The sequence below is a fragment of the Blautia sp. AF34-10 genome (assembly GCF_003477865.1).
Taxonomy (GTDB): Bacteria; Bacillota; Clostridia; order Lachnospirales; family Lachnospiraceae; genus Fusicatenibacter; species Fusicatenibacter saccharivorans.
In genome coordinates this window covers 1-5649 of record NZ_QUED01000054.1, presented here as the reverse complement: position 1 = coordinate 5649, position 5649 = coordinate 1, and the positions used below count along the sequence as shown (strand labels likewise).

7 protein-coding genes are annotated in these 5649 nt (G+C 36.7%); 1 reads left to right on the top strand and 6 read right to left on the bottom strand.

What is annotated here, in order from left to right:
- Positions 1–71 precede the first annotated feature (71 nt).
- The 6 genes from DWZ60_RS16540 to DWZ60_RS16515 all read right to left on the bottom strand — a co-directional run bounded on the left by DWZ60_RS16540 (position 72) and on the right by DWZ60_RS16515 (position 5096).
- Complete coding sequence (locus tag DWZ60_RS16540; RefSeq protein ID WP_199669432.1) at positions 72–584, bottom strand: hypothetical protein; 513 nt, start codon at positions 582–584, stop codon at positions 72–74.
- Positions 571–2178: an N-6 DNA methylase gene (locus DWZ60_RS16535; RefSeq protein WP_118667082.1), complete on the bottom strand. Its 1608-nt coding sequence runs from the start codon at positions 2176–2178 to the stop codon at positions 571–573. The genes DWZ60_RS16540 and DWZ60_RS16535 overlap by 14 nt, the downstream gene beginning before the upstream one ends.
- Before the next feature lies 1 nt (position 2179).
- Positions 2180–2401 (bottom strand): helix-turn-helix domain-containing protein, encoded by a 222-nt coding sequence (locus DWZ60_RS16530; RefSeq protein ID WP_118351286.1) that lies wholly within the window; start codon positions 2399–2401, stop codon positions 2180–2182.
- Positions 2402–2546: 145 nt separating this feature from the next.
- A complete protein-coding gene (locus DWZ60_RS16525; RefSeq protein WP_119222153.1) occupies positions 2547–4379 on the bottom strand; it encodes a relaxase/mobilization nuclease domain-containing protein in 1833 nt (610 codons plus the stop codon).
- Positions 4282–4719, bottom strand: coding sequence for a MobC family plasmid mobilization relaxosome protein (locus DWZ60_RS16520; protein WP_243038379.1), 438 nt, complete (start codon positions 4717–4719; stop codon positions 4282–4284). Before DWZ60_RS16520 ends, DWZ60_RS16525 begins: the two co-directional genes overlap by 98 nt.
- 80 nt (positions 4720–4799) lie before the next feature.
- Positions 4800–5096: a hypothetical protein gene (locus tag DWZ60_RS16515; RefSeq protein WP_243038378.1), complete on the bottom strand. Its 297-nt coding sequence runs from the start codon at positions 5094–5096 to the stop codon at positions 4800–4802.
- Between the two features lie 166 nt (positions 5097–5262).
- Here DWZ60_RS16515 and DWZ60_RS16510 point away from each other — a divergent pair.
- Positions 5263–5649 (top strand): helix-turn-helix domain-containing protein (locus DWZ60_RS16510; protein ID WP_119222151.1); only part of this gene is annotated, 387 nt, incomplete at its 3' end.

The window sequence follows — 5649 nt, the reverse complement described above, 5'->3', positions numbered from 1 at the left end:
ACTTATCTTTTTCTTTTTCGATTTATGCTTATATTTATCAATTAATACTTCAAATGATAGTTTTAAATCGTTTAAACCATTTTCATAATTTCCTTGATTTTTAAGCATAGTATTATAAATATCAACATATTTTTTTGAACAGAAATATTAGGCAAATCAACTGTCATATCGCATAATGATTCCCATGAAAAAACTTCTGTTGAACTTCCCCAAGACTGAAAGCAAGCTTCTCTATCCCATTCATCACGTTTAAAATGCAAGAAAAGATAATCTGCCAAAACAATATTTTCCATAGATTTTTTCACTCTAAAAGCAATATTATTCCAGCTAATAATAAAGTTTTCTTTACTATTATTGTAGCCAAATCCAATTCTTTTTCCGTGAGTTCTAGGATTATAAATAAATTCTCTCGGATGGACTACAAGGAATTTAGATAAGTCTGTTCCTGATACATCAGCTTTTGTAGGAATGATTTCTTTTGTAATCGTCATTCCTCTTACATCATCAGGACCATATTTCAATTCTGAATTAATTTCTTGTACTAATTCTATCAATTCTCCAATTTTATATTTAATCAATCCCATAACCAATCCCCCTAAATGCCTCTTCCAGCATTTGCTGGGATTTCTTTTCCTGCTTTAATATATCTTTCATCTCAGATTGAATGCGAGTCATTTCCTTTTCATAATCAATATCTAAATCATGGTCAATAAACTCAATATATTTGCTTGGTGTAAGTGCCCAGCCTTTACTTTCTATTTCGTCAATACCTACACTACGATAAAGTTCCGGTATTTCATAATTTACACCATCGGTACCTTCAGATTGCCATGTATGGTATATAGCAGCAGCCTTCTCAATCTGCTCTGTAACCAAACGAACTTTCTTTTTACTCTCGCCTTTTACTGGATTTTCTGTCCATTGGCGCAAATCCATAAACAAGATTTCGTGCTCACGACTACGAAGTTTTCTACCGTGATAGTTTCCACCCTTTTTATTCTGATTTAATATCCAAAGCGTTACACTGATATCTGTAGTGATAAACAATTCTCTTGGAAGAACTATAATTGCCTCCACTTTGTCATTCTGAATCAGTTTCTTACGGATTTCCAATATATCACTATCATTTAATGCTCCATTTGCAAGAAGAAATCCTGCCACTCCATCTGTCGGTTTTAAATGCGAAAGCATATGAAGAATCCAAGCATAATTTGCATTACTTTCTGGTGGTGTCTGATAATTATTCCAGCGAGGGTCATTTTTTAAATTATCGTTATACCAACCTTTAAGATTGAACGGTGGATTTGCCATAATATAGTTAAAGTACAATCCCTTGTGCAAGTCATGGGTAAATGATGAATCTGCTTCATTTCCAAGATTATGGCTAATCCCACGCAACGCTAAATTCATTTTAGCAAGGCGATATGTAGCCGGTTCTTTTTCCTGTCCATATACATTGATACCATTTAAATTTCCCTGCTTTGACTTAACAAGTTCAGCACTCTGGATAAACATTCCTCCTGAACCACAGCAAGGATCATATAAAGTTCCATCATATGGCTCAATCATTGCTGCAATAAGCTGTACTACATCATGAGGTGTATAGAATTCTCCCTCCTCTTTTGTAGCATTTACCGCAAACTCTTTAAGAAAATATTCATACACACGTCCGATAAGATCCTTTTCCTCCCCAAACGCTTTATGACTAATTTTATTTACTTCATCAACAATCTTCTTTATATCATTCGCAGCCAGATTACGTGCTGTAAATGTACCTTTTACAAAACATCCTTTTAATTGTGGATCCTCTTCCTCAAGTCTTTGTAATGCTGTATCTAATGCAACATTTAACTTAGGAGCAGATGTATTGATAATTGTTGACCATCTGGCTTCTGGCGGTAAATTATATGTACCATCTGCAAAAGTAGCATCATCAAAGAATGCTGCTCTGATATTTTCATCCTCTGGATCCAATCCCTGTTCTTTAAGCGTCTGCTTTAGTTTTTCAACACCATCCTCATACTTTTCCCCAATAAATCTTAAGAATACAAGTGTAAGCATCATATCCCTTTTCTCAAAAAATGAGCCAGAGTTACGCGCTGCACGTAAATAATCTCTACAATTAAATAAAATACTATCTATGTTTAATGCCTTTTCAACAGTTTTCTTCTTCGCCATATTATTTTTCTTCCCTTTCCTCGTCTGGAACAAATTCCATAATATCCTGTATATTGCAATGCAATACATTACATATTTTTTCCAGAACCTGTGTATTTACATGCTCATTCTTTCCTAATTTAGCCAAAGCATTTGTGGTAATTCCTGCCTTTTCTCTAAGGTCTATCTTCATCATATTTTCATCTATTAATTTTTTCCATAATCTGTTGTATCTGATTGCCATTGCTAATCCCTTTCGTATCATCACAACTATTTATTACTTCTTTAGTATATCATTTAAGTTGTTCTAATTCAATCTTAAATTGATTTTTTCAATCTATAATACATCTGATCCTATCCAACCTATATTTATAGAATAAGCAGAGGAATTACCTTCCTCTGCCCCTATTCCGCATTTTATCTTCTGCCTTACCTTTATCAACATCTCTGCTAGCTGCTTCATCATAAATTCTCTGAAACTCTTCATAAAGCTCGTCTCCATCTAGCTTTATCTCCAGCCTTTTCATTACTTCCGAGAACAACCTTATGCTGCCGCCTACATCAGCAATATCAAATCCAAATACATCTGCCTTAACCGGATCACTGATATTCTCATAACCGCCAAGCTCTGATATCCTCCTGACAATCCAGCCAACTTTGTCAACAGGCTCTTTTTCTTCAGGTTTCACAAATCCACTTCTACTTGTTACATCAGTTATACTTTCATCCATTCTTGTCACATTCACATCAAACGAATTATAAATCTCTAATATTCCTATGCCATCTAAATCAGTCTGTTGTTTTTTCGCACTATCTGTTTGCTCTTTCTGTCTTCCTATTTCATTCTGAATATTGTAAGGATTCATCACCTCAACATTTGTATCAAGCTCAACAACTGCTTCCGTTGTTCTCTCAACCAGTATATCCTCTTCCATCCCCGGTATCTCAATCTCCTTATCACCAACAATCTCTTCATCCTCCGATACCGCATAATATGCCGTATACAAATCCTCTTTCATAATACCTTCCATAAGCTGTAGCTGTTTCTTAACTTTCCTTTTCTCCATTTTCAGCTCATCCAGTTCTTCCTGCACTCCCACATGCCACACCTGATATTCCCGATACTGCTCATCTGTCTTAATCCTACGTTTCCTGCTGGAGTTTTCCTTATATATCTCCTGCTGTCTGTCTTCAATCCGCCGCATCTTTTCCTGCTGTTCACTCCTGTACTTCACAAGTCCCGCAACATCCTTGATATCATTATTCACAAGCAACAGATACTCGTCCTGTAGCTGATGAAACCTCTTCAATTCTTCCGTATACTTTGCCCCTCCAACCACAAATCGTTTCTGCTCCACAATTCTCAACCTATATAGCTTTGCATAAAATCGTTTCTGGTATGGTGATAGCTTCGTCCTGTGCAATCCTCTACTATCCGACGAATAAAAATAAGGCTTTGTCATCCAAGGCATATCCACATGATGTATCATACTATCCTCTGTAAACATTTCATCCATCTTTGCCAGACTATGATAATATTTAAATCCTGGTGCCTGCACTTCCATCCACGCACCTTTCTTGAACACATACCCCAGACTTCTCATCTGATACCTGAAATGTTCTATATTTCCTGCCACATACGCACACATATTAGCATCACGAAGTATAATATCCTTCATCGACATTTCCTTTTCCCACTGGTCTCTGCTGATGTTCTTAGGATTTTTGCTATACTCTGCAGGCATTATTGAAAGTCCCAGCTCATCACAATATTTATTTGTAATCGGCTGCAGATGATTCTTCCAGTTGCCCTTAGGCGAATTATATTTCCTGCCTGTTGTTATACTTACGCTGTTCCATATCAGATGCCCATGCATATGTTCCCTGTCGGTATGAACCGCATACACAGCCTCATAATCATCACCAAGTACGTCCTTTGCAAAATGCTCCAACACATACATTGCCTGCTCTGCCGTTACTTTTTCTTCCGGCGAAAATGATATGATCACATGATCCCCCTGTCTCTTACCAGTTTTATGAAATATATTCTTTGTCTCTTCCATCTGCTCAAATGCCGTATCCGGCAGGCAGTTAATACCGCCCACCAGTACACATTCTTCTGTCTTATCCGGATTCTGGATATATTCCAAAGCATTCTTTAAATGCGATGCCGGATTTCTGCCCTCTGATTCCATGATATTCAGGATCTTTGTAATCGCCATACTTCCAACACCTCCCGAATGTTTTCTTTACATCATCCAGACTATCCTGTAACTTGTCAATATCGCTGTAATACAACCTTCCCTGTGAATTGCCAAGCTTTACTGCCTGATTAATATTATTTGCAATACCTGCTATGATACGAATTGCTCTTGCCCTGTCCTCAGGATAACTTGTATCTATGTTGCCGCCTGTCCGGATCAATTCTCTTATATAGGCACTTGCTGTTATTCCAGTTCGTTTAAGTGCTGCTTTCAGAATATCCATATCTTTCTCCGACAGTTTTACAGAAATCTTATAATCTTTCCTGTCAGACTTGTATCTTCTCTTTCCATCTGCCATGCGTTTCTCCCCTTTCGTAGTTTTCTAATGCTGCATCAAACCAATCTCTTTTTATCTGTACCATTGCTTTTTCATCCTTTCTAAACTTCATCCTGTTTGCTTATCACAGAATCCTCAACTGCCGCTTCATAATCCTTTTCTTCTGCAACCTTACTCCGGTTACGCTGCGGCTCATAATCCGAATTGTAATAATCTTTGTAACCATAGATTTTCTGTTCAAAGTACTTCCGTGGGCATTTGCCCCGCATGGTGAAATAACCTTTTGCCTCAAGCTCTACATTATATTCCTTTATAATTGCATATGCCTTTGTCATCCCGATACCAAGCATCTGGCTTATCTCACCTGCATCTATGAATGCTTCCTTTATACCCTTCATGCAACTCCTCCTCGTTAATCTTAGTACACTTTTGTGTTCCTTGTAATTCGTATTATATAGTACACATTTGTGTTCGTCAAGTATTTTTCATAAATTTTTATACACAAATGTGTCCCAATGTGCTAAACTATCTCTATACCCACAAAGCACAAAAAGGAGAAACATTATGACTATCGGAGAAAAAATCAAATATTATCGGAATATACGTGGAATATCACAAGAAATGTTGGGAAATCTTTCCGGCATAAATCCGGCTACTATCAAAAAGTATGAGTATGGTATTCGCAATCCAAAGCCGGATCAATTACTGAAAATCACAAACGCTCTTGGCATCAGCATTAATCTATTCATGGATTTTGATATAGAAACTGTATCTGATGTACTTTCTTTACTGTTTAAATTAGATGAGCAAGTAGATATGAAATTTGAAGCAGAAAGAGATGAAAATGGAGAGTTTATCCCTTCTACTGTGAAATTTTCTTTTCAGAACGCTGCTATCAACAATAAACTTTGCACCTATCTTAAAGTAAAGCAAATAAAAGAAATCTGGAAA

What these genes read in the sequence shown, in the direction of transcription:
- DWZ60_RS16540 (WP_199669432.1), bottom strand. Translation starts at nt 584, where the DNA reads ATGGGATTGATTAAATATAAAATTGGAGAATTGATAGAATTAGTACAA.
- DWZ60_RS16535 (WP_118667082.1), bottom strand. Translation starts at nt 2,178, where the DNA reads ATGGCGAAGAAGAAAACTGTTGAAAAGGCATTAAACATAGATAGTATT.
- DWZ60_RS16530 (WP_118351286.1), bottom strand. Translation starts at nt 2,401, where the DNA reads ATGGCAATCAGATACAACAGATTATGGAAAAAATTAATAGATGAAAAT.
- DWZ60_RS16525 (WP_119222153.1), bottom strand. Translation starts at nt 4,379, where the DNA reads ATGGCGATTACAAAGATCCTGAATATCATGGAATCAGAGGGCAGAAAT.
- DWZ60_RS16520 (WP_243038379.1), bottom strand. Translation starts at nt 4,719, where the DNA reads ATGGCAGATGGAAAGAGAAGATACAAGTCTGACAGGAAAGATTATAAG.
- DWZ60_RS16515 (WP_243038378.1), bottom strand. Translation starts at nt 5,096, where the DNA reads ATGAAGGGTATAAAGGAAGCATTCATAGATGCAGGTGAGATAAGCCAG.